This window comes from Pseudomonas putida, from assembly GCF_001636055.1.
GTDB classification, from domain to species: Bacteria; Pseudomonadota; Gammaproteobacteria; order Pseudomonadales; family Pseudomonadaceae; genus Aquipseudomonas; species Aquipseudomonas machongensis.
On sequence record NZ_CP011789.1, the window covers coordinates 4654144 to 4676345 of the forward strand.

General features: G+C 59.3%; 19 protein-coding genes and 1 pseudogene. 4 read left to right on the forward strand and 16 right to left on the reverse strand.

The genetic code is table 11. From position 1 onward, the window contains the following. Positions 1–43: 43 nt before the first annotated feature. Positions 44–1234, forward strand: a complete 1191-nt coding sequence (locus tag AB688_RS20905) for a benzoate/H(+) symporter BenE family transporter (protein WP_063545749.1) — start codon at positions 44–46, stop codon at positions 1232–1234. A gap of 133 nt (positions 1235–1367) precedes the next feature. Here the strand turns inward: AB688_RS20905 and AB688_RS27570 are convergent, their stop codons facing one another. From AB688_RS27570 to AB688_RS20915, 3 genes and pseudogenes are all read right to left on the reverse strand, one after another. Then, positions 1368–2243 carry a methyl-accepting chemotaxis protein gene (locus AB688_RS27570; RefSeq protein ID WP_371264443.1) on the reverse strand — a complete coding sequence of 292 codons (876 nt, stop codon included), beginning with the start codon at positions 2241–2243 and terminating at the stop codon, positions 1368–1370. Positions 2244–2279: 36 nt separating this feature from the next. After that, a pseudogene (locus tag AB688_RS27575) lies at positions 2280–3311 on the reverse strand (methyl-accepting chemotaxis protein); the annotation flags it as partial. Between the two features lie 116 nt (positions 3312–3427). Continuing rightward, positions 3428–4825 (reverse strand): PLP-dependent aminotransferase family protein, encoded by a 1398-nt coding sequence (locus AB688_RS20915; protein WP_063545751.1) that lies wholly within the window; start codon positions 4823–4825, stop codon positions 3428–3430. Positions 4826–4946: 121 nt separating this feature from the next. Here AB688_RS20915 and AB688_RS20920 point away from each other — a divergent pair, with 121 nt between their 5' ends. Continuing rightward, positions 4947–6122: an MFS transporter gene (locus AB688_RS20920; RefSeq protein WP_063545752.1), complete on the forward strand. Its 1176-nt coding sequence runs from the start codon at positions 4947–4949 to the stop codon at positions 6120–6122. Here AB688_RS20920 and AB688_RS20925 read toward each other — a convergent pair. Further along, the gene (locus tag AB688_RS20925) at positions 6073–6834 is read right to left on the reverse strand and encodes an SDR family oxidoreductase (protein ID WP_063545753.1); all 762 of its coding nucleotides are present in this window, start codon (positions 6832–6834) and stop codon (positions 6073–6075) included. The two genes, AB688_RS20920 and AB688_RS20925, sit on opposite strands and share 50 nt — an antisense overlap. Before the next feature lie 229 nt (positions 6835–7063). Here AB688_RS20925 and AB688_RS20930 point away from each other — a divergent pair, with 229 nt between their 5' ends. Next, positions 7064–8065: an NADP-dependent oxidoreductase gene (locus tag AB688_RS20930; RefSeq protein WP_063545754.1), complete on the forward strand. Its 1002-nt coding sequence runs from the start codon at positions 7064–7066 to the stop codon at positions 8063–8065. Between the two features lie 75 nt (positions 8066–8140). Here AB688_RS20930 and pyrF read toward each other — a convergent pair whose 3' ends face one another. Then, complete coding sequence (gene pyrF / locus AB688_RS20935; RefSeq protein ID WP_063545755.1) at positions 8141–8842, reverse strand: orotidine-5'-phosphate decarboxylase; 702 nt, start codon at positions 8840–8842, stop codon at positions 8141–8143. A gap of 180 nt (positions 8843–9022) precedes the next feature. Between pyrF and AB688_RS26585 the strand changes: the two genes are divergently transcribed. Then, positions 9023–9190 (forward strand): DUF2897 family protein, encoded by a 168-nt coding sequence (locus AB688_RS26585; RefSeq protein WP_081255297.1) that lies wholly within the window; start codon positions 9023–9025, stop codon positions 9188–9190. 55 nt (positions 9191–9245) lie between these two features. On the opposite strand, the gene AB688_RS20940 is transcribed toward AB688_RS26585, so the two are convergent. The 11 genes from AB688_RS20940 to asnB all read right to left on the reverse strand — a co-directional run bounded on the left by AB688_RS20940 (position 9246) and on the right by asnB (position 22170). Further along, a complete protein-coding gene (locus tag AB688_RS20940; RefSeq protein ID WP_063545756.1) occupies positions 9246–9581 on the reverse strand; it encodes a ComEA family DNA-binding protein in 336 nt (111 codons plus the stop codon). Between the two features lie 468 nt (positions 9582–10049). Continuing rightward, complete coding sequence (gene rfbA, locus AB688_RS20945; RefSeq protein ID WP_196759911.1) at positions 10050–10931, reverse strand: glucose-1-phosphate thymidylyltransferase RfbA; 882 nt, start codon at positions 10929–10931, stop codon at positions 10050–10052. Between the two features lie 5 nt (positions 10932–10936). Then, positions 10937–11833 carry a dTDP-4-dehydrorhamnose reductase gene (gene rfbD / locus AB688_RS20950; RefSeq protein ID WP_063545758.1) on the reverse strand — a complete coding sequence of 299 codons (897 nt, stop codon included), beginning with the start codon at positions 11831–11833 and terminating at the stop codon, positions 10937–10939. Further along, the gene (gene rfbB, locus AB688_RS20955) at positions 11830–12900 is read right to left on the reverse strand and encodes a dTDP-glucose 4,6-dehydratase (protein ID WP_063545759.1); all 1071 of its coding nucleotides are present in this window, start codon (positions 12898–12900) and stop codon (positions 11830–11832) included. Before rfbB ends, rfbD begins: the two co-directional genes overlap by 4 nt. Positions 12901–13035: 135 nt before the next feature. Beyond that, positions 13036–15045, reverse strand: a complete 2010-nt coding sequence (locus AB688_RS20960) for a polysaccharide biosynthesis protein (RefSeq protein ID WP_419555247.1) — start codon at positions 15043–15045, stop codon at positions 13036–13038. 36 nt (positions 15046–15081) lie between these two features. Beyond that, a complete protein-coding gene (locus tag AB688_RS20965) occupies positions 15082–16095 on the reverse strand; it encodes an MraY family glycosyltransferase (RefSeq protein WP_063545760.1) in 1014 nt (337 codons plus the stop codon). A 23-nt stretch (positions 16096–16118) separates the two neighbouring features. Further along, the gene (locus AB688_RS20970) at positions 16119–17129 is read right to left on the reverse strand and encodes an NAD-dependent epimerase/dehydratase family protein (RefSeq protein WP_331249791.1); all 1011 of its coding nucleotides are present in this window, start codon (positions 17127–17129) and stop codon (positions 16119–16121) included. Further along, complete coding sequence (locus AB688_RS20975; RefSeq protein ID WP_063545762.1) at positions 17092–18432, reverse strand: UDP-glucose dehydrogenase family protein; 1341 nt, start codon at positions 18430–18432, stop codon at positions 17092–17094. The genes AB688_RS20970 and AB688_RS20975 overlap by 38 nt, the downstream gene beginning before the upstream one ends. A gap of 12 nt (positions 18433–18444) precedes the next feature. Next, on the reverse strand, positions 18445–19404 hold the full coding sequence (locus AB688_RS20980) for an NAD-dependent epimerase/dehydratase family protein (RefSeq protein ID WP_063545763.1): 960 nt from the start codon (positions 19402–19404) through the stop codon (positions 18445–18447). Positions 19405–19410: 6 nt separating this feature from the next. After that, positions 19411–20217, reverse strand: coding sequence for a glycosyltransferase (locus tag AB688_RS20985; RefSeq protein ID WP_063545764.1), 807 nt, complete (start codon positions 20215–20217; stop codon positions 19411–19413). A 27-nt stretch (positions 20218–20244) separates the two neighbouring features. Next, positions 20245–22170 (reverse strand): asparagine synthase (glutamine-hydrolyzing), encoded by a 1926-nt coding sequence (asnB, locus tag AB688_RS20990; RefSeq protein ID WP_063545765.1) that lies wholly within the window; start codon positions 22168–22170, stop codon positions 20245–20247. Between the last annotated feature and the right edge of the window lie 32 nt (positions 22171–22202).

The window sequence follows — 22202 nt, forward strand, 5'->3', positions numbered from 1 at the left end:
GCGTTAGTCTGAAAAAACTGCTTACATGAACAAGGAATGCCCCATGACCGACGCCACTTCCACGCGTCTGCGCCCACTGGCGGACAGCGCCCCATCGGCGGTGGTCGCCGGTTTCATCGCCATGCTGACCGGCTACACCAGTTCCCTGGTGCTGATGTTCCAGGCTGGCCAGGCCGCCGGGTTGACCACCGCGCAGATTTCCTCGTGGATATGGGCCCTGTCGATCGGCATGGCGGTGTGCAGCATCGGCCTGTCGCTGCGCTATCGCACCCCGATCACCGTGGCCTGGTCGACGCCGGGCGCCGCGTTGCTGATCACCAGCCTTGGCGGTGTCAGCTATGGCGAAGCCATCGGCGCGTACATCACCTGCGCCGTGCTGGTGCTGGTCTGCGGCTTGACCGGCAGTTTCGAGCGCCTGGTGCGGCGTATTCCGGCGTCGCTGGCGTCGGCCTTGCTGGCAGGGATCCTGTTCAAGATCGGCAGCGAAATCTTCGTCGCCGCCCAGCATCGCACCCTGCTGGTACTGGGCATGTTCTTCAGCTACCTGCTGGTCAAGCGCCTGTCGCCGCGCTATTGCGTGCTGGCCGCGCTGGTGGTCGGCACGACGCTGTCCGGCATCCTGGGGCTGCTGGACTTCAGCCACTTCAACCTGGAGGTGGCAAAACCGGTCTGGACCACGCCGAGCTTCTCGTTGGCAGCGACCATCAGCATCGGCATCCCGCTGTTCGTGGTGGCGATGACTTCGCAGAACATGCCCGGAGTTGCCGTGCTGCGCGCCGACGGCTACCAGGTGCCGGCCTCACCGCTGATCTCGGCGACCGGCTTCGCCTCGCTGCTGCTGGCCCCCTTCGGTTCGCACGGGGTCAACCTGGCGGCCATCAGCGCGGCGATCTGCACCGGCCCGCACGCCCATGAAGACCCGGCCAAGCGCTATACCGCGGCGGTCTGGTGCGGAATCTTCTATGGTATCGCCGGGGTGTTCGGCGCAACATTGGCGGCGCTGTTCGCGGCGCTACCAAAGGAGCTGGTGCTGTCGATTGCGGCGCTGGCGCTGTTCGGCTCGATCATGAACGGGTTGACCGTGGCGATGAGCGAAGCGCGGGAGCGTGAGGCGGCGCTGATCACCTTCATGGTGACGGCCTCGGGGCTGACGCTGTTTTCGATCGGTTCTGCGTTTTGGGGGATCGTGGCGGGGGTGATTACCTTGCTGATACTGAGTCCGCGCAAGGGGTAAAGGTTATTGGTTGCCTGTACCGACCTCTTCGCGGGCAAGCCCGCTCCTACAGAGGTCCAGCAATATTGAAGGCTGCGCCGTACCTGTGGGAGCGGCGGTTCGCCGCTGCGACTTGCCCGCGAAGAGGCCAGCCTCATCCCAAGCGGAAATGCCCCACCATCCCCTTCAACTCATCCCCCAACTGCGCCAACTCCACACTCGACCGCGCATTGTCCTGCATCGCCAGCGCCGCCTGATCCGCACTACCGCGAATCTGCGTGACGCTGCGGCTGATCTCCTCGGCCACCGAGCTTTGCTGCTCCGCTGCGGCAGCGATCTGCTGGTTCATCTGCTGGATCAGCGACACGGCCGAGGCGATGCTACCCAGGGCGCTTTCGGTGTGCAGCGCATCAGCCACGGCCATGCGCACCAGCTCGGTACTGCCACGAATCTGCGCCACCGATTGCTGGGCGTTGCCGCGCAGGCTGGCTACCAGGCGCTCGATCTCCTCCGTCGACTGCCGGGTACGCCGTGCCAAGGCCCGCACTTCGTCGGCCACCACGGCAAAACCACGGCCCTGCTCACCAGCGCGCGCGGCCTCGATCGCCGCGTTGAGCGCCAGCAGATTGGTCTGCTCGGCGACGCTCTTGATCACTTCCAGTACATCGCCGATGGTGTGGATCTCGGCACTCAGGCTGTCGATACCGGCACTGGCAGTTTCCGCAGCCTCAGCCAACTGTTCGATGCGCTGCATGCTCTGGCGGACCACCTGCTGGCCGGACTCGACCTTGTCATCGGCATCCTGCGCCGCTTGTGCTGCCTCCTCGGCGTTGCGCGCCACATCGTGCACGGTCGCAGTCATCTGCTGCATCGCGGTGGCGACCTGTTCGGTCTCCTCCTTCTGGCTGCCGACCTCGCGGTTGGTCTGCTCGGTCACCGCCGACAGCGCCTGGGCATTGCCGGCCAGTTGTTCGATGCCCTGCTGCAATCCGCTGACGATACCTGACAGCCCCGCCGCCATCTGCTGCATGGCCAGGGTGAGTTGCCCCACCTCATCGCGACCTGCCACTTGCGCCTCGACCACCAGATCGCCAGCCGCGATGCGCTGGGCACTGGCGATCACCCGTTTGAGCGGCCCGACCACGGCGCGCGTGATCAACCAGGCGGCAACGATGCCCACCAGCAACGCCAGGGCCGTGGCGATGGCGATGGCCAGCGCGTTGTGCAGCAGCTCCTGGCGCATGGCTTCCTGCTGCGCCGCATAAGCCTGGTCAACCCGGCTGGTGACCTGTTCGGCGCTGGCCTGCAACTGGGTCTTGGTGCCCTGCTCCTTGGCCAGTTCATCAGTGTATTCGTTGAGTTTGTCGGAGAAGGTGGCGATATGCCCGGCCACTTCGCCCAATACGCTCTGGTAACCGGAATCGGTGACGGCGGTCTTGAGCTGATCGACCAGATTCGCCGCATCGACGGTCTGCGCGATGCGCCCGGCGGACACCACTTCTTCGCCCTTGCGCCCCTGCTCCAGACGTACCCGCGCCTCGTCCATCGCCTGCAGCATCAGGCGCGAGACCTGGGCCACCTGCGCGGCCTGATCGAGAAACTCGCTGCCCTGCTGGCCCTGGGACTGCTTGAGGGTGTAGGCGCCATCGTCCGCCAGCCCGGCCTGCAGCACATCGAGGTTATTGGCGACGCTGGACACCGACCAGCCAGCCGTATCCAGCGCCAGCTCCTTGGCCTGCACGGCCTCGACGAAGGCATCGAAGGCCTGGCCATAGGCATTGAGGTCTGCCTCGCTCGCCGCCAGCGTCGGCAGGCTGCGCACGCGCTCGACCAGCGTCTGCAAGCCCGCGCGCAGGGCCTCGGCCTCCTTGATGTCAGAACGCAGGGCGAAGGCTTGCTCATGCTGGCGTAGACGCAGCAGGTCGGTATTGACCTCGCCCATCTGCCGCAGCCCGTCGAAGCGCTGGCCGATATTGTTCAGGGCGTACACACCGATGGCCGCCACCGCCAGGGTCAACAGCAGCACCAGGGCGAAGCCCAGGCCGAGTTTACGTGCCATGCCCAGATTGGACAGACTACCGCGCTTGGTCGCCCCCATCGCCGCTCCCCCTTGCCCATTCAGGTGTTCCCGAATACCAAGAGTGACAACCGTGCCGGCCGGCTCACAAGGGCTTGACGTCAGAATGGTGTCAAATAGCTATGACCCTGTCGTTTTCAGCTATCTGCAGGTCGCCCTGCATGTGCGAAGAAGGCCTGGGCACGGATGTCCTGCCCATACGCGACATTGATGCGTAGCCAGTCGCTGTCGGCTCCCTGGTGATCGAAAGCGCTGCCTGGGGTAAGCAACACCGAATGCTCCAGCGCCAGGTGATCGAGCCAGGCGAAATCCCGGCCCGGCACCCGCGCCCAGACGAACATGCCGCCATAAGGCTCGCAGAACACCTCCCAACCAAAGGCCTCCAACTGGCCCAGCAACTTGGCCATGTGCTGGGCCAGGCGCAGCCGCAAGCGCTGCACGCTCTTGCGATAGCTGCCGTTGGCGAGCATCTGCCCGACCACTTGCTCGACGAAGCGTGAAGTCCCGATGCCGGTCACCATCTTCAACTGCGCCAGTTGGCCGATCAGCTCGGCGTCGGCGGCGATGTAGCCGACCCGCAGGGCACTGCTCAGAGTCTTGGAAAAGCTGCCCAGGTAGATCACCCGCTGTTCGCTGTCCAGCGTCGCCAGTCGCGTGGCCGGGCCATCCTGGAAGTCTGCGTAGATGTCATCCTCGATGATCCGCAGATCATGCTCACGCGCCAGCTCCAGCAAGCGGTAGGCGGTCTTGGGGCTGAGACTGGTGCCGGTCGGGTTCTGGTAAAGGCTGTTGACGAACAGGCAACGCGGGCGGTGCTCGACCAGCAGTTGCTCGAGCGCCTGGACATCAGGGCCTGCAGGGGTGCGCGGCAACGGCAGCATGCGCACCTGATGCTGGCGCAGCAGGGTGAACAGGTTGTAGTAGCCGGGGCTTTCGACCACCACCGTATCGCCGGGTTTGAGCAGGGTCCGCACCAGCAAGTCAAGGCCATGGCTGCCGCCTTGGGTGGTGAGAATGCGTTCAGCAGCGGTGGGGATATCCAGCTGCGACAGGCGCTTGTGCAACTGCTGGCGCAGGCTGGCCAACCCCAGCGGCGAGCAATAGCGGAACAGGTCTTCGGGGTCGCCACGGCTGACCAGACGTATCGCCTGTGCCAGGGCATCACGGGCGTGCCAGGCGGTGGGCAGCCAGCCACAACCGAGCTTGAGCAGGGTCTCGTGACCATCCCCGAACTGCCTCCAGCTGCCATCGATGGCATCGCCCCAGGCCATGGCATCCTCCTGGGCCAGCCCGGGCTTGCGCTCGGCGACGAAGAAGCCGGTACCGTGGCGCGCCTCCAGCCAGCCGATGGCCACCAGACGGTCGTACGCATCGATCACACAGGATTGGCTGACTTCAAGGGTGCTGGCCAAGGTGCGAATCGACGGCAGCCGTGCACCAGGTCGCAGACGCTGTTGCTCGATCCAGGCTCGCAACTGGTCGGTCAGTTGCTGGACCAGAGGGATGGGACTGAGGCGATTCAGGGAAATGTGCATGGCAAAGTGTTTGCTGATTTTTGGAGAACAGTTAATCACAAATGCCGGGGATGTGTGTCTTGTTGGCGCAGGGAGATGAATTCAATGTGCTTTCACCCACCCCTTCCTAGATGGATACCCCATGCCCGCCCGCCTGGCCTTTGCCCTGTGCCTGATCACCCTCGCCGTTAACCTGCAGGCCCCGCTCTACACCACGTACGCCGATCTGTCCGGATACGGCGCCGCCGCTACCGCCCTGGCATTTTCCAGCTATGTGCTGGGTGTGCTTCCCGTGCTGCTGGCCTTCGGCGGCTTGGCGGACCGGGTCGGCCGCCGCCCATTGATCATGGCCGCACTGCTACTGTCGATGCTGGCCACAACCCTCGTCCTGCTCGCACCTGGCCTCGAAACCCTCGCCCTGACCCGACTGCTGATGGGCGTCGGTACGGCCTTGGCGACCACCACCGCGACCGCCTACATGGGAGAACTGCTGGGCGGCGCCGACAGTACCCGGGCTGCCAACTGGGTAACCGCCAGCACCTCGTTGGGCTTCGGGCTGGGCGCGGCACTGACCAGTCTGTTCCTGTTACGTGGCCCGACCCTGAGCCCGGGTAGCTTCTACCTGCAACTGCTGCTGGCCGCCGTCGCCCTATTGCTGGTGTGGCGCCTGCCTGACCGTCGTCCGACACAACGCAGCGCCATGCTGCGCCTGCCCTGCTATCCGCCCGGCAGCCTGCCGTACGGCCTGGCGATCCTGCTGGCCTGGGCCTGCACCGGGCTGGTCATCGCGCTGCTGCCAGGTGTACTGCGCCAGCACGGGCTGAGCGAGTGGTCGGGCTTCTCCACCTTCTGCGTAATCAGTTGCGGCGTGCTGTTCCAGCCGCTGGCTCGACGCCTGGCAAGCGTGCGCGCCACTCTGCTCGGCCTGACGATCCTGCCGCTGAGCTATGCCCTGTTGGCCTGGGGTGCAGAAAACGGCAGGTTGGCAGCGGTACTGGCAGGTGCCGTGGCTGCCAGCAGCGCCTGTTATGGCTTCATCTACCTTGGCGGGCTGGCGGCGGTAAACACCCTCGCCGGCAACGAGAAGACCCGCGCCAGCGCCGGCTTCTTCCTGCTCGCTTACCTGGGTTTCAGCCTGCCGGTGATCTTCACCGGGCTGCTCAGTGATCGCCTCGGCTCGCGCATGGCGCTGGTGTTGTTCGGCGCAGCCCTGCTGCTGGGCTGCGTCGCGGTGGTGGTGGCGTTGCTGGTCTCGGCACGCGTCTCGATCAGATGGCCGTGGCACCGCCATCCACGGTCAGGCTATGGCCGGTGGTGAACTTCGCCCCATCGCTGCACAGATAAAGCACTGCGCTGGCGATCTCCTCGACCTTGCCGATGCGCCCGACCGGGTGCATCGCTGCGGCGAACTCGGCCTTGCGCGGATCGGCCTCGTAGGCGCGACGGAACATGTCGGTGTCGATCACTGCGGGGCATACCGCGTTGACCCGAATCCCTTTCTTCGCATACTCGATGGCCGCCGACTTGGTCAGGCCGATCACCGCGTGCTTGGACGCAGCATAGATGCTCATCTTGGGGGCGGCGCCCAGCCCGGCCACCGACGCTGTGTTGACGATCGCACCGCCGCCCTGGGCCAGCAGCAACGGCAACTGGTATTTCATGCACAACCAGACGCCCTTGACGTTGACGCCCATGATCGCGTCGAACTCGGCCTCGCTACCCTCGGCCAGACGCCCCTTCTCGATCTCGATTCCGGCGTTGTTGTACGCGTAGTCCAGGCGACCATAGACGTCGATGATCTTCTCGTGCAGCTGGCGCACATCGCTGTCGCGGGTCACGTCGCAGGCCACGAACAGCGCGTCACCACCGGCTTCGCGAATCAGTGCGACGGTTGCCTCGCCACCGGCCACGTCGAGGTCAGCCACCACCACCTTAAGCCCCTCGGCGGCAAATGCCTGGGCCGTGGCTCGGCCGATACCTGCCGCGCCGCCGGTGACCAGGGCGACCTGGCCGGAAAAAGTCATGCTCATCACAGGCTCCTGCTTCACAGAGATCGAGTAGAGATTGAGTCTAGTCAGAGCACCACCCGGCTGGGCAGCATCATCAGAAGCACGGTTGGACTACCATCGTTTGCAGTGATTGTGCGCTGCCAGCCAGATCATCGAGGTGGATTACCGGGCATTCGCCAACCCGGTCAACCTTGCCTGGCCAGGCTCGACGGTCTATCAACAGGCTTTGCCATCTACAGGGAGAGATACCATGACCCAGACCAACCGCCGCTTCCTGCTCGCCAAACGCCCCGTCGGTGCCGTGCGCCGCGAAGATTTCGACTACCAGCAGGGCCCCGCCGCAGAACCCACCGACGGCCAGATCCAAGTGCGCAACCTCTACCTGTCGCTGGACCCGGCAATGCGCGGCTGGATGAACGAAGGCAAGTCCTACATCCCGCCGGTGGGCCTGGGTGAGGTAATGCGCGCGCTGGGCGTCGGCGAAGTCGTCGCCTCCAAACATCCGGACTACAAGCCCGGCGACCATGTCAGCGGCGCGCTTGGCGTACAGGACTACTTCACCGGCACGCCCCAGGGCCTGCACAAGATCGACCCGCGCCTGGCACCCCTGCCCCGCTATCTGTCTGCGCTGGGCATGACCGGCATGACCGCCTACTTCGCCCTGCTTGACGTCGGCCAGCCCAAGGCCGGCGAGACCGTGGTCATTTCCGGCGCTGCCGGCGCGGTCGGCAGCATCGCCGGGCAGATCGCCAAGCTCAAGGGCTGCCACGTCGTGGGGATCGCCGGCGGCACGCAAAAGTGCCAGTACCTCAAGGATGAACTGGGCTTTGACGGTGTCATCGACTACAAGGCCGAAGACGTGCTCGCCGGCCTCAAGCGCGAATGCCCCAAGGGCGTGGATGTGTATTTCGACAACGTCGGTGGCGACATTCTCGACGCCGTGTTGAGCCGCCTGAATTTCAAGGCCCGCGTGGTGATCTGCGGCGCCATCAGTCAGTACAACAACAAGGAGGCGGTGAAAGGGCCAGCCAACTACCTGTCGCTGCTGGTGAACCGCGCGCGCATGGAAGGCTTCGTGGTGATGGACCACGTCAAAGAGTACGGCAAGGCTGCGCAGGAAATGGCTGGCTGGCTGGCCAGTGGCGAGGTCAAGAGCAAGGAGGATGTGGTCGAAGGCCTGGAGACCTTCCCGGAAACACTGCTCAAGCTGTTCAGCGGGGAGAACTTCGGCAAGCTGGTGCTGAAGGTCTAAAACGGATACAGCTGGCCGCTCCGTGCGGGAGCGGCCTTGTACCGTGATGGGCTGCATCGCAGCCCCTGGATCGAATCAACCGCGAATCTCGGCCACCACCGACGCCAGCGCCTTTGCCGGATCCGCCGCTTGGCTGATCGGGCGGCCGATTACCAGGTAGTCGGAGCCAGCATCCAGCGCCTGACGCGGCGTAAGGATACGGCGCTGGTCATCCTGGGCGCTGCCCGCCGGCCGAATGCCCGGAGTCACCAATTGCAGCGCCGGATGCGCAGCTTTCAATGCCGGCGCTTCCAGCGCCGAGCACACCAGGCCATCCATACCGGCCTTCTGCGCCAACGCCGCCAGACGCAACACCTGCTCCTGCGGATCGATATCCAGGCCGATACCTGCCAAGTCCTCACGCTCCATGCTGGTCAGCACGGTGACACCGATCAGCAGCGGCTGCGGCCCGCTGCGCTTGGCCAGCTCTTCACGGCAGGCCGACATCATGCGCAGGCCACCGGAACAATGCACGTTGACCATCCACACGCCCATTTCGGCAGCAGCTTTGACCGCCATCGCCGTGGTGTTGGGGATGTCATGGAATTTCAGATCGAGGAACACCTCGAAGCCCTTGGCGCAGAGGGTCTCGACGATGCCCGAGGCGCTGCTGGTGAACAGCTCCTTGCCGACCTTCACCCGGCACAGCGCCGGATCGAGCTGGTCAGCCAGCTTCAGGGCGGCCTCACGGGTAGGGAAATCGAGGGCGACGATCAGGGGCGTCTGGCAGGCGGACATGGTCAGGTCTCTTGGCAAGTCGTAAACGGCGCGCATTGTAAACGAAGTGGGGCGCGGTTTGGGGGCCGCAGATCCACTGGGTGGGCAGGCGATGGCCGAAGGCTATAATTGAACGGACAGACTGGGTTGCCGGTCGAATGAAATGACACGCAGCACTTTAACGATCACAGGAGAACGACAATGCCCTGGTATGCCTGGCTGATACTCATCATAGCCCTCGGCTCGATCCTCGGTGGATTGATGATGTTGCGTGATACGGCGAAGAAACTGCCCTTGACAGAGGAGCAGTTGAGGAAGGTTCATGAGAGGAATGCGGAGATGGATGCCAAGGAGGCGCGGGATAAGTAACAGCATTCTGGGAAGACGCCGACCAGCGCATTGCCGGCCGGCTTTTGATGTCGCGTTAGTCCACCGTCAACTTTTCGCGATTACGCTCCACCAGCGCGCTGCCAATTCCTTTGATTTCCAGTAATTCGTCCACAGAATCGAACGGGCCGTTCGCCTCGCGGTAGGCCACGATCGCTTCCGCCTTGGCCTTGCCGATCCCGTTGAGATTGTGCTGCAACGTCAAGGCATCGGCCTTGTTCAGGTCAATTCTGGACGTCTTTGTCTGTAGTTCTGTCGACTGGGTCGCAGTTGCTACTACTGGTTGCGAAACCGTGGTTTGAGCCGCGTGTAGTGTCAAAGGCAGGGTTGCAAATAGCGGCAGCAGAAGATAGGACAGGACGGTGTTACGCATGTTAGGCACTCCTTGAGAGAAATGAAAGCAGCTTTCCGTTGGCTGCTTGACAAACCCTAGCGCGTAAACCTTGGATTAAGGAAACTGAGATGTTACCAAGTTGAACAGAACAACGCTTCCCTACACCTACCCTCCGTTTACACTCTGCGAGGCTGCACGAGTCGCCCGCCAGCATTCAAGAGGTTGATTAAAAGCGCTCGAAGATTTAAGCCCAATAACTACCTCCATTCAGACAAAGCTTTTTTACTTTTTCCTACAGAAAGCTTTGTGCAATTCATTTTCGAGCAGTATTAAAGCGCTGGCGAAGACTTCGTCCCGAGACAAGACCTGGCAGGGAATTCATAGGCGCCCAGAAATAGACCCGAAAGATTGCACACCCTGAACACCAGACCGACCAGTAGCCTGATGTTCAGGAAGCAATTGCCCTAAGCGCCTGCAACGGCGGCTCAACGACAGGTTATATCGGCGTTAGTAGACTTTTGTTTCCAACAGTCGTTTAAGGTACTGGCCATAACCATTCTTGGCCAAGGGCGCCGCCAACTTTTCCAACTGCTCGGCATCGATCCAGTCCTGGCGATAAGCCACTTCTTCTGGACAGGCCACCTTCAACCCCTGCCGGCGCTCAATAGTCGCGATATAGCCGCTAGCTTCAAGCAATGAATCATGCGTGCCGGTATCTAGCCATGCATAGCCACGCCCCATGATTTCAACCGAGAGCTTGCCCTGCTCCAGATACACGCGGTTGAGGTCGGTAATTTCCAGCTCACCGCGCGGCGAGGGTTTGATCCCCTTGGCAATTTCGACCACATCACGGTCATAAAAATAAAGCCCGGTCACGGCATAACTCGACTTCGGCTTGGCTGGCTTCTCTTCCAGGCTGATCGCCTTTCCTCGCTGGTCGAATTCAACCACACCATAACGCTCAGGATCGTGCACATGGTAGGCGAATACACTGGCGCCATCGGTACGCCCCATGGCACTTCCCAGCAACCCTTGGAAGTCGTGGCCATAGTAGATGTTGTCGCCCAAAACCAATGCCGACAGGTCATTACCGATGAACTGTTCACCAATCAGGAAAGCTTGTGCCAAACCATCAGGTGATGCTTGCACCGCATAGGTAATATTGATCCCCCATTGATGCCCGTCACCTAGAAGCTGTTCGAACCTTGGGGTGTCCTGGGGCGTCGAGATGATCAGGATGTCGCGAATGCCCGCCAGCATCAGAGTGGTGAGCGGGTAGTAGATCATCGGCTTGTCGTAAACCGGCAGAAGCTGTTTGGAAATAGCCAGGGTCGCGGGATGCAGACGGGTACCCGACCCGCCGGCCAAGATGATGCCTTTACGATTCAGTTTGCTCATTTTTCGTGTATCTCGGTCAGCATGCGAGCCACGCCCTGACGCCAGTCAGGCAGCGTCAGCGCGAAAGCTTCTTGTAGTTTGTGAGTATTGAGTCGCGAGTTTGCTGGGCGCTTTGCAGGTGTCGGGTAGGCATCTGTAGTCAGCGGTTTGACCTGCTCGGCGTGCACCTTCAGTGACAAACCGCGCGCTGCGGCTTGCTCCAGAACGAAACGCGCGTAACCGCACCAGGTTGTCTCACCTGACGCCGCCAGGTGGTACACACCAGCCAAAGCAGGGTCACGCCGTGTACATGCAATGGCATGAGCGGTCACGTCGGCAATCAGTTCCGCACCAGTAGGAGCCCCAAACTGGTCATCAATGACACCCAGACTGTCCCGCTCGGTTGCCAGCCGAAGCATGGTCCGGGCGAAGTTGTTCCCGCGAGCGGCATAGACCCAGCAGGTACGGAAGATAAGGCTTGTGCAGCCGGAGGCCAGAATTGCCTGCTCGCCGCCCAGCTTGCTTTCGCCGTAGACATTCAGCGGCCCTACCGCGTCCTCTTCGCTCCAAGGCGCGTTGCCATTGCCTGGGAAGACGTAATCCGTCGAATAATGCACCAACAATGCACCCAGCTCAGCGGCTAAACCGGCCAGTACCTTCACTGCTTGCGCATTGACCAGAAATGCTTGCTCGCGCTCGCCTTCTGCCTTGTCTACCGCGGTGTAGGCTGCTGCATTGACGATGACATCGGGGGCAAAGGTACGCACGGTTTCCGCCAACCCCTGGAGGTTGGTCAAGTCACCACAATACTCATGGCTTCTTGAGCTGAGTGCCAGGACTTGCCCCAAGACAGCCAGACTGCGCTGTAACTCCCAACCCAGTTGACCATCCTTGCCCAGGAGGAGAATTTTCATGCCGAACGCCCGGCGTAATTTTTCTCGACCCAGTCTCGATAGCCACCGGACTGCACGTTTTCTACCCAGTCCCAGTTATCCAAGTACCATTCAACCGTCTTGCGGATACCGGTCTCGAAGGTTTCCGCAGGCTTCCACCCAAGCTCACGCTCGAGTTTGCGTGCATCGATGGCGTAGCGGCGATCATGCCCTGGGCGGTCGGTAACATAGGTAATCTGCTCCCCATACGGCTTGCCATCAGCACGTGGACGCAGCTCATCCAACAGCGCACAAACGCGATTGACGATCTCAAGGTTGGGCTTTTCGTTCCAGCCGCCGACGTTGTATACCTCTCCCGTCTTCCCGGCTTCGAGCACGCGGCGGATGGCACTGCAGTGATCTTTGACATAGAGCCAGTCACGTATCTGCTGACCATCACCGTAGACAGGCAGTGCCTTGCCACCCAAGGCGTTGACGATCATCAGAGGGATGAGCTTTTCCGGAAAGTGGAATGGCCCATAGTTGTTCGAGCAGTTGGTGGTCAGCACCGGTAGGCCATAGGTATGGTGATAGGAGCGCACCAGGTGATCGCTTGCCGCTTTGCTCGCTGAGTACGGACTGTTCGGTTGATACTGGTGGGTCTCAGTAAACGCCGGCTCATCAGCAGCCAGAGAACCATAGACCTCATCGGTAGATACGTGCAGGAAGCGGAATGTCTGACGCGCTTGCTCGTCCAGCCCGCCCCAATATGCGCGCACCGCTTCGAGCAGGCGGAAGGTACCGACGATATTGGTCTCGATGAAGTCCTCAGGCCCGTGAATCGACCGATCGACATGGGACTCTGCTGCGAAGTTCACGATGGCACGGGGCTTATGCTCTTCCAGCAGACGCGCTACCTGTTGGGAGTCTCCGATATCGCCATGCACGAAAATGTGGCGCTCATCACCCTGCAAACTGTTCAGTGTCTGCAGGTTGCCTGCATAGGTGAGCTTGTCCAGGTTCACCACAGGCTCATCGGAAACTGCCAACCAATCGAGAACAAAATTTGCGCCAATGAAACCAGCACCACCGGTTACTAAAACAGTCATTATCAGCTACCTACTAAACTAATCATTGAAAGCGAAAAGCGCGGAATAGCGATGGCCTGACCGGACAGACATGCCCGAGACAGCCCCTGCGCGCGCCTTCGGCGTTATCAAAAAACTCTCGCGGCAGGGCGAAAGTCAGATTTCTTTTTTGCGCTGCGTGTAGAGCAGGTCCACGATCTCTCCTTGCGGAACATAGCCACTGACCAGTTCACGCAGCAGTTTTCGCACGGTAACCAATTCATGCGTTTCAACCGCGCCAAGCAACTCAACAAGCTTGACCTTGAGTACATCCCACGGCAAAAAGTCCTCGTTTGCACTCATGATCATCGGGTGCCGGGTGGAGGCGACGTTATCGCCAATCAGTAGCTCTTCGTAGAGTTTTTCACCTGGCCGAAGCCCCGTGAACTCAACGGCGATATCGCCATGTGGATTCTTTTCCGAGCGTATGCTCAATCCGGACAGGTGGATCATCTTCTCTGCCAGTTCGGCAATACGAACAGGCTCCCCCATATCCAGAACGAATACATCCCCTCCACGTCCCATCGAGCCGGCCTGGATAACCAGCTGAGCCGCTTCAGGAATGGTCATGAAGTATCGGGTGATCTTGGGGTGGGTTACCGTCAGAGGACCTCCCGACATGATCTGCTTGCGGAACAAAGGTATGACGGACCCTGACGAGCCCAGCACATTACCGAAACGCACCATGGTGAAACGTGTTTTGTTCACCTGCGCGACATTATCCTTCTGCCCGAAGAGGACCGGAGCGCTCTCTCGGCTCAGCGCCTGCAGTACCATCTCGGCAAGCCGCTTGGTACTGCCCATGACGTTGGTCGGCCGCACGGCCTTGTCGGTGGAGATCAGCACAAAGTTAGCGACCCCGGCCTGAACAGCAGCCTGGGCGGAACAGAGTGTGCCGATGACATTGTTCTGCACACCTTCAGAGATGTTGTGCTCAACCATGGGAACATGCTTGTAAGCCGCGGCGTGATAGACAGTCTCCACGCGCCAGGACTGCATAACCTCCAGCAAGTGCGCCTGGTTGCGCACTGAGCCCAGCACCGGCAAGACGGTTACAGGCAATGCCTCACGACATATCCTCAGCTCCAGCTCACTCAAGATGCTGTAAAGGTTGTATTCGCTGTGCTCGTACAGTAACAAGGTTTTCGGCCCTGCCCCGACGATTTGCCGACAGAGCTCCGAACCAATCGACCCCCCCGCGCCCGTGACCAGCACCACCTTGTTCGAAATACACTGCGCCAGCAGATCGTTTTGCGCAGGCACCACATCGCGCCCCAGCAGGTCGGCGATGTCGACTTCCTGAATGTCGCCCACTTGCACTCGCCCACTGGCCAGGTCAAGAATGCTGGGAACACTGCGAACATGCAGGGGGAAGCCCTCCAGGAAGCTCAGGATCTCCTTGCGACGACTGCGACTAGCACTAGGAATCGCGAGCAGAATCTCCTGAGCCCCCGTGTCATCGATCATTCGGCCAACTTCATTCGAGCGATACACGTGCAACCCGGAAATGATGCGATCGGCAATTTCCACGTCGTCATCGATAAAAGCCACCGGCCTCATCGACTTGGCCATACGTAGCGCAGCAATAAGCTGGTTTCCAGCGGCGCCAGCGCCATAGATCGCCACTCTCGGCAAACCATCGTCCCGGGAGGCGAAAGGCATGTGTTGCGTTGCTGAGAACCAGTCGCCCAGGAAGTACTGACGCATGGCCAGGCGCAACCCGCCTATCATGACCAGGCTCAACCACCAATAGTTGAAAATTACGGAACGCGGTACCAAAGTCTGGTGATTGCTATACCAGTAGACGAAAACGCCCAGCAAGAGCGCGGAAAGGGAAACCGCCTTGACGATGACGATGAGTGCATCGTTACCGAAATACCGCATCACTGCCCGGTACATGCCGAACTTTACAAAAAGCGGTATTGCCAGAACGGGCGCAGTCACGAACAGCCAGATGTGTTCCCTGAGCGGATTACCCAGGTCATCAAGGCCAAGACGCACGGCAAAGGCCATCAGCAGGGCCAGCCACACCAGGCACACATCCACCAGCACCTGGAGCGTGCGCTTCTCCCTGCGCGGCAATTGAAGCAGATATTTTCGAAGCTCGATCAGTTCCCTAGCTTTCATATCCAGTTACCCACTCGCCTCGTATCCTTCAAAAAATCAAAGCTCACGCTCACCCGCATGGAATTTCAAAGCGAGCACTACCAGCGGTAGATAAGCCAAGCATACGCCAAGCACGCCATTCAGACCGCAGAACGCTACCAGCAGTGCTACCGGGAACAACCAGAACAGGTTCAGGCCCCAGGCTGCCAACGTTACCTTCTTATGGCTTGCGAACTGCCGCGAGGCAAACTGGTAAGCGTGACTTCTATGCGCTTCATAGACCTTTTCACCTCGCATCAGGCGACGCAGCAAGGTGACCGTGGCATCGACCACGAACACACCCAGCAGGATTACCCAACACCAGAAGAAATCGGGTGACGTCCATCCGGCGATCAGGGCCATCGTGCCCATGACAACCCCCAGAAACCCACTGCCGGCATCGCCCATGAAGATTTTCGCCGGAGGGAAGTTCCACAGCAGGAATCCTGCGCCCGATGCCGCCAGCGCAAAGCTGAGGCCAGCGAGGCCGCCGTGCCCCGAGAGGAAGTAGATCAAGCCACCGGATAGCCCGACAAAAACGGCTTCGGAACTGGCAAGCCCGTCAATACCATCCATGAAGTTATAGAGATTCAGCATCCATACCAGGAACACCACAGCCAGCAAGCTGCCTATGAATCCGAGGTTCGACGCCTCTCCCCAAAGCGTGATGGGGGCCAACCCTCCAAGGTTGAATACGATCCAGATACCCGCGAGAAAATGACCGAGCAACCGCCAACGCGCAGGGATATGCCCTAGGTCATCGTAAAAGCCAAGGACCGCCACGCCAGCCCCGCCGAGCACCAGCGCCGACGTGGTGGCGAGGCTGACGTTGCCGAACGCGAAGAGCAACAGTGTCGCTGCAATGAAAGCCACAACGATAGCCACACCACCACCGCGCGGCGTCGGCACGGAGTGCGAGCTGCGCTCATTGGGAATATCAAGCACACTTTTGCGTATTGCATAGCGCCTTACCGTTCCAGTCAATGCCGCAGCACCTACCAGAGCCAACGCTATTATTAGTAGCTGAACCATGAGTCGTGAAATCCAATTCCTAGTTACTGAGCATCAACCATCAATCGCTGGACGTACTTTCTGCCGGCCTCTGCAAGCGCAGCTTCCGGATCTTCGACCGGCAACCAGCCCAGCAGGTCGCGCGCCTTGTTGGTGCTGATTTCCAATGAGCTGAACAATTGCACATACATACCCGTGCGCCCCAAGGCAGTCAAAAGCAGCTTGGCCAATAGCTTGGGCATGTAGAAACACCTGGATTTTCGTCCCATGCCAGCCGCGAGAGATGCCACGATCTGACGGGTTGAAACGCTGTCACCATCCGCAATCAGGAACAACTCCCCGGCGGCCTTCTCATGGGTAATCACCAGCGTCAGGAAGCTGATCAGGTTGTTCAACGACACCAGACTGCGCCGGTTATGTAATGAAGCAAACGGCAGCGGCAAACCTTTGGCCACCAGGCCCAGCAAGCGCGCGAAATTGCCCGGGGCGCCAGCATCATAAATGAGTGGAGGACGCACAATAACCAGCTGCATGTCAGTCCCTGCCAGCAGCTCGCCTAACGCCTGCTCGGCCTCCAGCTTGGAAACGGCGTAAGCCGCCGTTGGTGCGGCGTCGCTCTGCTCGGTAAATGCCTGGTCAGTGGTCTCGTTGCCATTTACACCAATGGAGCTGACAAAGATGAATCGCCCGACTCCGGCGGCCAGTGCCGCTTTGGCCAGCGCCAGGGTCGTTTCGACATTCGCCTCCCGGAAAGCGGCCAATGGGTCGGCTACCTGATCATTAAGCACATGCGCACGGCCGGCCAAATGAACAACGCAATCGACACCCATCAGGCTATTCCGCACGCAGGCCTGATCCATCAGGTCCAGTTGCACGACATCCCCGGCCAATACTTGGCCCGGCTCACGCCTTACCGCAGCCTTTACAGAAAAGCCGTCTCGGACCAGAGATTCGCACAGGTGCCTGCCGACAAAGCCTGAGGCACCTGTAACCATTACCTGGCATAGGCCTGCCATTTCAGACTCCCGGAGCAATGTGCGGTCTGCCAATCGCATGATACGCCACGCCAGCCTCTGCCATCGTCCACGGGTCGAAGAGATTGCGACCGTCGACCACGATGGCACTGGAAAGAGCCCCACGCAGCATGTGCGGGTCTACAGCGCGGAACGATTTCCACTCGGTACAGATCGCCAGGGCGTCGGCACCGGCCAGGGCCTCTTCCTGCGTCGCCGCGTAGTGGGTATCAGCCCGTTTACCGTAGATGCGCTCGAATTCCTCCATGGCCTTGGGATCGAAAACACGTACCTTCGCTCCCGCCTGCCAGAGTTGTTCGATAAGCCGACGACTTGGCGCATCGCGCATGTCGTCGGTGTTGGGCTTGAAGGCCAGGCCCCAGACGGCGATCGTCTTGCCCTCGAGCTGCCCGTCGAAGATACCCTCGAACGAAGCGAACATCTTGTCTTTCTGGCGCTTGTTAACGCCCTCGACAGCCGCGAGCAGATCAGCGGAATAACCAACTTCCTGCGCGGTACGGTGCAACGCCTGAACATCCTTGGGGAAACAGGAGCCGCCGTAACCACACCCGGGGTAGATGAAGCTGTAACCAATCCGTGGGTCCGAACCGATACCGATACGTACCTGCTCAATGTCGGCACCCAGGCGCTCGGCCAGATTGGACAGTTCGTTCATGAAGCTAATCTTGGTAGCCAGCATGCCGTTGGCCGCGTACTTGGTCAGCTCGGCAGAGCGAACATCCATGAAGATCAGTTTGTCATGGTTCCGGCTGTAAGGCGCATAGCACTCGCGCATCTTGCGGCGAACGTGCTCGGAATCAGTGCCCACCACGATTCGCGCACCTTTGGTGAAGTCTTCAAGAGCCGCACCCTCTTTAAGGAACTCAGGGTTGGAACAGACATGGAATTGCAGGTCGACACCACGAGAGGCCAGGGTACGCTGGATAGATTCCTTGACCTTGTCAGCCGTGCCTACAGGTACTGTCGACTTGTCGACAATGATCTTGGGCTCAGTCATGTACTGACCAATCGTATTGGCGACCGCCAGCACATACTTGAGATCAGCAGAGCCATCTTCATCCGGCGGAGTACCTACCGCAATGAACTGAATCTCACCGAACGAAACGCCCATGCCAGCATCCGTGGTGAAGTCAAGGCGCCCCTCGTGCTGGTTGCGAACAACCATTTCATCGAGGCCAGGCTCGTAGATTGGAATAATGCCCTTCTTCAAGTTATCGATCTTGCGCTGATCGACATCAACACATACCACATGATGGCCAACATCAGCTAGGCACGTGCCAGTGACTAACCCAACATAGCCCGAGCCAAAAACAGTAATCTTCATCTATTTACACCTTCAAATTTCGTAGTACGACCGGTACCAATTCACAAAGTTTGCGGCCCCTTCTTGCACGGGCACATTCGGTTTGTACCCGACGGCATCAAACAATCCCTGAGTATCTGCCCATGTCTGCTCGACGTCGCCGGGTTGCATGGGCAAATAATTACAAATTGCCTTGATGCCGGTTGCGGCCTCCACGGCGTAGATGAAGTCCATCAGGTTGACCGGGCTGCCGTGACCGATGTTGAACACTGTGCAAGCATCAAGGTCAGGCTTTTGCAGCAACCGGAGAATGCCGGAAATGATGTCATCGATGTAGGTAAAGTCGCGCGACAGATGTCCATGGTTATACACATCGATCGGCTTGCCTTCGAGAATTGCCTTGGTGAACTTGAACATCGCCATATCGGGACGTCCCCACGGGCCGTAGACGGTAAAGAACCTCAGGCCAGTGGTTTGGATCCCGTACAAATGAGAGTACGTATGAGCCATCAGCTCATTCGATTTCTTGGTAGCCGCGTACAGGCTGATCGGACAATCTACCGACTGTTGAGTCGAGAAAGGAACGTCCTTGCTCAGACCATAGACAGAGCTCGAAGACGCATAGAACAAGCGCTTGACTTTGTGGTTACGGCAACCTTCGAGGATATTCATGAAACCAACGACATTACTCTGCACGTAAGCCATTGGATTATCGAGCGAGTAGCGCACGCCCGCTTGGGCTGCCAAGTTCACCACACAGTCGAATTGATGAGCGGAGAACACCGTGTCGATGGCCTCGGCATCAATAAGATCCGCACGAATGAACGTGAAGTTTTCAATATCCTCGAGATCCTTGAGCCGCGCTTCCTTGAGGCTGACGTCATAATAATCATTGAGATTATCAATGCCCACCACCTTTTCAGCGGTGGCCGACAATGCCTTGGTCAGCGCATGCCCGATGAATCCAGCAGCGCCAGTAATCAAAATTTTCATCTACGCCTACCGTGCGAACTTGTATAGCAATTGTTTAAGAAATGCGGGAGACCGACGGACGATAGAACGCAACATCGTGTTGATGACAAACGCACCGCCACCGATAAAGCCGATATCCTTCTGGAAACGGATAATGGCCAGCTCATGCTTGAGATAATCCTTGCCACGCCGTTGCATCAGCTCGCTGCCTGCCCGCATCTTCAAAAGAATGTCCGGCAGGTTCTCAATCCTGTACCCCTTTTGCAACATCAGCGACCACAGCGCGTAGTCCTGAGCCTTCCGGAAGCTCGGGTAACCACCTACTGCCTGCACTCCTGACTTGCGGAACATGACGGTAGGATGACTGAGCGGGCTGCGCCGCTTGGAAAACGCGTATAGCGCGTCATGGTCCAACGGTAGTCTGCGCGGCCCCAACGAATGCCTCATGGTCACATCGTATTCTTCAACCATCGCACCCAGCACAGTCACCTCAGGATGGGCTTGTAAATACGTCAGCTGCCGTTCAAATCGAACGGGGAGGCAGATGTCATCGGTGTCCATCCGCGCGACAAGCTCATGGGTGCAGTATTTCAACCCTTCATTGAGCGCATTGGCCAGCCCCACGTTTACAGGTAGCACCACCGAAACGATCGGCAGCTTCGACCGAAATTGCTCAATGACCGCCTTCAGCGAATCAGAAATCGGCCCATCCTCGACGAGTACCACTTCCTGCGCTTTACAGGTCTGTACCGTCAAGCTCTCGAGACATGCCACCAGAAACTCGGGTTTCTCCGATGCGTAAACCGAGATAAGTACGGAAAAGTCAGCAGTCACAGCTCTGATCCCTTTGCAAAATTCAAACTACTGACGCGCCAGCCACGCCTGGAACATTAATACATTCCAGAGAACTGCCGCATGATTCCGCTTGCCACCGACGTGTTCTTGCCAGAGCCTGTGTACGGCATCCACATTGAAATGACCTTCACCTCGCAGCTTGCGGGCATCCAGCAAGGCTTCCGCCCACTCTCGCAACGGGCCGATCAGCCAGTCTCTCAGCGGAACGCCAAACCCCATCTTCGGACGGTCGATCAACGCACGATCAACATGCTTGTAGAGGACCTGCTTGAGTGCCCACTTGGTCTCCCCTTCTCGGAACTTGTACTCGAGGGGCAATGACCAGGCGAACTCCACCACCGAGTGATCCAGAAACGGCGCGCGTCCTTCCAGCGAGACCGCCATTGCCGCCCGGTCGAGCTTGGTCAGGATGTCGCCCGGCAAATATTCCTTCAGATCCCAGGCCATCATCTGCTGTACATCACACAAACCCTGATTGGCCAGCCTCGTGGGTCGGGAATCGATAACCGGTTCAAGCAGAAGATTGTTCGCTTGTGCATGATTCGACACGATATTGTTGTAGACATCATGAGGCCCGCGGGCGGCAAATACCCCAGCCAACTTATGGACCTTGTCGCCGATACTGCCCAGCCCTTTGCTACCCGGTAACCACCGACCAAGCGAATCCCAGCCCCCAGGCTCCACAGTTGTCAGTAGCCGCCCTACACCCGCTCTGAGCCCGGCAGGAATCGGCTTCATGTACCGCCACAGTTTGCCAGCCACCAGGTAACGGTTGTAGCCGCAAAAAAGTTCGTCACCACCGTCGCCGGAAAGCGAAACGGTTACCTTCCTCTTGGCCAGCTTGGAGACCAGAAAAGTCGGAATCTGTGAAGGGTCGGCAAACGGTTCGTCCCAGATGTCCGGAAGCATCGGGACGACATCCAGCGCCTCCCTGGCGCTGACATACAGCTCTTCATGCTCCGTGCCAATATGCTGAGCCACTTCCTTGGCATATGGCGCTTCGTTGAAACGTGGGTCGTCGAAGCCAATCGAGAAGGTCTTGATCTTCTCCGAAGACTGGGCCTGCATCAGTGCCACGATGAGTGACGAGTCCACACCACCGGACAAGAATGCCCCCAACGGCACATCGGAAAGCATCTGCCTGCCGATGGTCGTCTTCAGCATGCTTTCCAATGCACCGACGGCCTCATCCGCTGTTCCCTGAAACGGAGCATTCAGGCCATTACGAATGATCTCGTCGACGCTCCAATACGCACGCGTCACAGGCTGAGGATCGCGCAGCGATACCTGCAAATACTCTCCCGGCATCAGTTTACTGACACGGTCGTAGATCGAGAACGGCGCAGGCACATAGCCATATTGGAGGAACAGCGATAGCGCCTGTGGATCTACATGCGATTCGAATCCAGGCGCCGCTTTCAACGCCCTGAGTTCAGAACCGAACAAAAACGCCTCACCGAGCCAACCGTAATAAAGCGGCTTCTCGCCCAACCGGTCTCGCATTAACGTCAATTGCGCTTGGTCTCGGTCCCACAATGCGATGGCAAACATGCCATGCAACTGGGAAAGCGTCGCCTCAATGCCATAGATCTCAAAGCACGCAAGTAATGTTTCGGTGTCAGAATGACCCGACCACTGAATGACATGCTGATCACGGGCAAGTTTGTCTCTCAGGTCAACATGGTTATAGATCTCGCCGTTGAAGGCGATCATGTAACGGCCACTGGCTGAGCGCATGGGCTGAGCGCCATGGCTGGAAACGTCCATGATCGAGAGCCGCCGATGGGAAAAACCGATACCTGAAGCGGCATCAAACCAGATTCCACTGGAATCAGGCCCTCGATGCTCGATCGCAAGCCCCATGTTTTCCAGGATCTGGTCAGCATCACTACCCAGCATCGAGTGAGAAAGAAGCCCTGCGAAACCACACATCTCAATTGCCCTCAATTGACGCGTAACGAGAA

Coding starts and splice junctions, on each gene's coding strand:
- AB688_RS20905 (WP_063545749.1), top strand. CDS start 44: ATGACCGACGCCACTTCCACGCGTCTGCGCCCACTGGCGGACAGCGCC.
- AB688_RS27570 (WP_371264443.1), bottom strand. CDS start 2,243: ATGCAGCAGATGGCGGCGGGGCTGTCAGGTATCGTCAGCGGATTGCAG.
- AB688_RS20915 (WP_063545751.1), bottom strand. CDS start 4,825: ATGCACATTTCCCTGAATCGCCTCAGTCCCATCCCTCTGGTCCAGCAA.
- AB688_RS20920 (WP_063545752.1), top strand. CDS start 4,947: ATGCCCGCCCGCCTGGCCTTTGCCCTGTGCCTGATCACCCTCGCCGTT.
- AB688_RS20925 (WP_063545753.1), bottom strand. CDS start 6,834: ATGAGCATGACTTTTTCCGGCCAGGTCGCCCTGGTCACCGGCGGCGCG.
- AB688_RS20930 (WP_063545754.1), top strand. CDS start 7,064: ATGACCCAGACCAACCGCCGCTTCCTGCTCGCCAAACGCCCCGTCGGT.
- pyrF (WP_063545755.1), bottom strand. CDS start 8,842: ATGTCCGCCTGCCAGACGCCCCTGATCGTCGCCCTCGATTTCCCTACC.
- AB688_RS26585 (WP_081255297.1), top strand. CDS start 9,023: ATGCCCTGGTATGCCTGGCTGATACTCATCATAGCCCTCGGCTCGATC.
- AB688_RS20940 (WP_063545756.1), bottom strand. CDS start 9,581: ATGCGTAACACCGTCCTGTCCTATCTTCTGCTGCCGCTATTTGCAACC.
- rfbD (WP_063545758.1), bottom strand. CDS start 11,833: ATGAAAATTCTCCTCCTGGGCAAGGATGGTCAACTGGGTTGGGAGTTA.
- rfbB (WP_063545759.1), bottom strand. CDS start 12,900: ATGACTGTTTTAGTAACCGGTGGTGCTGGTTTCATTGGCGCAAATTTT.
- AB688_RS20960 (WP_419555247.1), bottom strand. CDS start 15,045: ATGAAAGCTAGGGAACTGATCGAGCTTCGAAAATATCTGCTTCAATTG.
- AB688_RS20965 (WP_063545760.1), bottom strand. CDS start 16,095: ATGGTTCAGCTACTAATAATAGCGTTGGCTCTGGTAGGTGCTGCGGCA.
- AB688_RS20970 (WP_331249791.1), bottom strand. CDS start 17,129: ATGCGATTGGCAGACCGCACATTGCTCCGGGAGTCTGAAATGGCAGGC.
- AB688_RS20975 (WP_063545762.1), bottom strand. CDS start 18,432: ATGAAGATTACTGTTTTTGGCTCGGGCTATGTTGGGTTAGTCACTGGC.
- AB688_RS20980 (WP_063545763.1), bottom strand. CDS start 19,404: ATGAAAATTTTGATTACTGGCGCTGCTGGATTCATCGGGCATGCGCTG.
- asnB (WP_063545765.1), bottom strand. CDS start 22,170: ATGTGTGGTTTCGCAGGGCTTCTTTCTCACTCGATGCTGGGTAGTGAT.